The 2353-nt window shown below is 68.8% G+C and carries 2 protein-coding genes; one reads left to right on the top strand and one right to left on the bottom strand.

Going from position 1 to position 2353, the window contains the following annotated elements; translation table 11 throughout:
- Positions 1 to 113: 113 nt before the first annotated feature.
- Positions 114 to 425, bottom strand: coding sequence for a hypothetical protein (locus IJH84_RS29115; protein WP_295151282.1), 312 nt, complete (start codon positions 423 to 425; stop codon positions 114 to 116).
- 343 nt (positions 426 to 768) lie between these two features.
- On the opposite strand from IJH84_RS29115, the gene IJH84_RS29110 reads away from it, so the two are divergent.
- A complete protein-coding gene (locus tag IJH84_RS29110; RefSeq protein WP_295151280.1) occupies positions 769 to 1944 on the top strand; it encodes an NBR1-Ig-like domain-containing protein in 1176 nt (391 codons plus the stop codon).
- The last annotated feature ends 409 nt before the right edge of the window (positions 1945 to 2353 follow it).

Here is a 2353-nt window from a genome sequence, read left to right as displayed (position 1 = left end):
CATCGCGAGAATGATCAGGATCACGGCGATCCGCACGATGATCGTACGCATTCTCTGCTTTACAGAACCGGCGTCTTTTCTGTCCTGTTTTTTTCCGGATCTTTTTGCCATGATCAATACCCCAGAAAATACCGGACAACAGAGTATGCGACGAGTGCGCCGCCGACGAGTCCGCCGAGCACCGGCACGTCCAGCCGCACGGAGGGTCCGGCGCCGTCGCCTGCACCGCCACCGACCACGTCCGGCCGGACGACGACCGGGCCCGAGGCGACCTCGCCGGAGCCGACCGTCTCCCGGCCGACCTCGCGGACGCCCGCTCCGACCTCGGACATGCCCGGTCCGACCTCGACGACGACGGAACCGAGCACGACCACGTATCGCGTCCCGGCGACGGAAGGCCCGGCTCCGCCGAACGCTCCGTACATGGATCCCGAAGCGCCCTTCGCGGAGTGACCGACGTCTGAGTGCCTGTCTTTGAACTTGTTGTGCGGAGGTGTCCGGGTAGCGGAACCTCAGCGGTCTTCTCGCTGCGGGATCGATTTCTGACGTATGCCGCCTGGGCACACCCGGACCACCAAGTTCAAAGACAGGTTCTGAGCGCGCGGTTCCCGGGGCCACGCGCTCGGCCTGCGGCGCAAGGCGCTGGACCGTTCGCGCGGTTTGCCGGATCGTGCGGCGCAATCACCCGATCGCCGCGCCGACGCCGAGCGGCGCCGTGCTAAACACAGGTTCCATGTCCGGCACCACGTGCGGCCGCGGACGCGGCCGATGAGCGAACCGTGCACTCCCGGCAAACGCGGCCGCAAGCAGCTGCGCCCGGACCCGGCGACCGGTCCGGTCGCCGCGTTCGCGCACCGGCTGTGCGAGCTGAAGGAAGCGGCCGGAGATCCCTCCTACGATCGGATGCGGGGCGATTTCGGCGCGGCCGCGTCGAAATCCGCGTTGTCGTCGGCTGCGCGCGGCCAGGACCTGCCTTCGTGGGAGACCACTTGGGAGTTCGTGCGCAGCCTCGCGGTCGGTGTGCTCGGCGAGGACGCGGGCGCGACTCGCCGCGAGTGGTCACTGCGTTGGGAGCGGGCGCGCGAGGACGCCGCAGCGAGCATCCCCGGCGCGCACTCGAGCGGTCTCGCGAGCGGAGCGAACGGGACGGCCGGCGCGGAGTCCGCGGCCGCGGGCACCCGCGGAACGGTCAACGGCACACCGACCGGCGTCCCGGACTCCGTTCCAGCGCCCGGCGAGGACGTCGCGTCTCCCGAAGGCGCCACGATCTCCGAAGGCGCAGCGTTGTCCGGAGAAACCGCGTTGTCCGGAGAAACCGCGTTCTCCGAACAAGCAGCGTTCTCCGGAAATGCCGCGTCTCCCGAAGGCGCAGCTTCCCTCGAAGAAGCAGCGCCCTCCGGAGAAGCAGCGCCCGCAGGCAGCGCGGCCGCCCGCGAAACCCCGGACTCCCCCGAACCTCCGACCGGCCGTCCCGCTGCCCACGAACGGTTCCGCCGCGCCTTGCTCCCGGCCGGAACCGCCGTCGTCGTGACCGTCGCGGCCATCGCCGCCGCCACGTATTTCCTTTCCGAACCGCAGCGGCCCATTCCCGGCGACAACTCGTTGATGGTCGACGAGAACCTGCTCGACGACAGCCCGGTCCAGGCGGGCAGGAGTTTCGTCAAGACCTGGGACCTGCGCAACGCAGGTGACGTGCCGTGGTCCGGCCGATACCTCGAGCAGGCCGGACCGCCCATCGGCGATTCCGCCTGCACCGCGCCGAAGCGGGTGTGGATCCCGGACGTGCGGCCGGGCGACACGGTGCGGGTGGCGGTCCCGGTGAACGCGGGCGACGAACCGGGCCGCTGCAAGATCGCGTGGAAGATGGTCGACGAATCCGGGAGGTTGTTCTTCCCGGAGAACGCGCTGCACCCCGTTTTCTTCGACTGGCGGGTGGTGCGCTGAGCGGCGAAGGGCGCCTTCGTCCAACCCCCAGCGGAACGAAGACGCCCTTCGATTCCCCATGGGGTGGCCGATGGCGCCGGAACCGGATTCGCGCGCTCGTGATTCGGATGCTGCCGAACGCGCATAATGGCTTCCCGCCTGTTCAGTGATGTTCCCCGGTTCGCCGTGCCGACCACACAACCACCACGCTCCGGCCACCACAAGCGATCATTGGCCGGAGCCGCCCGCACCAATGTCCATGCAGGTCAGCGCATTGACCAGCGGACATTCAGGCGGGCGGCCAGGTCAATTCCGGAAGCGGGGCGCCGCTTCGGCAGGCCGTCTCGCAGCTTCGCATCGGGCCGTCTGCTGCCCTTGGAACATTTCCGGCGGAACCGCACCCCCATTCATTTCGCCAGGATGCATCGCT

The sequence above is a fragment of the Saccharopolyspora sp. genome (genome assembly GCF_017434145.1).
Taxonomy (GTDB): domain Bacteria; phylum Actinomycetota; class Actinomycetes; order Mycobacteriales; family Pseudonocardiaceae; genus Saccharopolyspora_C; species Saccharopolyspora_C galaxeae.
The sequence above is the reverse complement of the archived record's forward strand: the minus strand, read 5'-3'. Positions and strand labels throughout refer to the sequence as shown.

What these genes read in the sequence shown, in the direction of transcription:
- IJH84_RS29110 (WP_295151280.1), top strand. Translation starts at nt 769, where the DNA reads ATGAGCGAACCGTGCACTCCCGGCAAACGCGGCCGCAAGCAGCTGCGC.
- IJH84_RS29115 (WP_295151282.1), bottom strand. Translation starts at nt 425, where the DNA reads ATGTACGGAGCGTTCGGCGGAGCCGGGCCTTCCGTCGCCGGGACGCGA.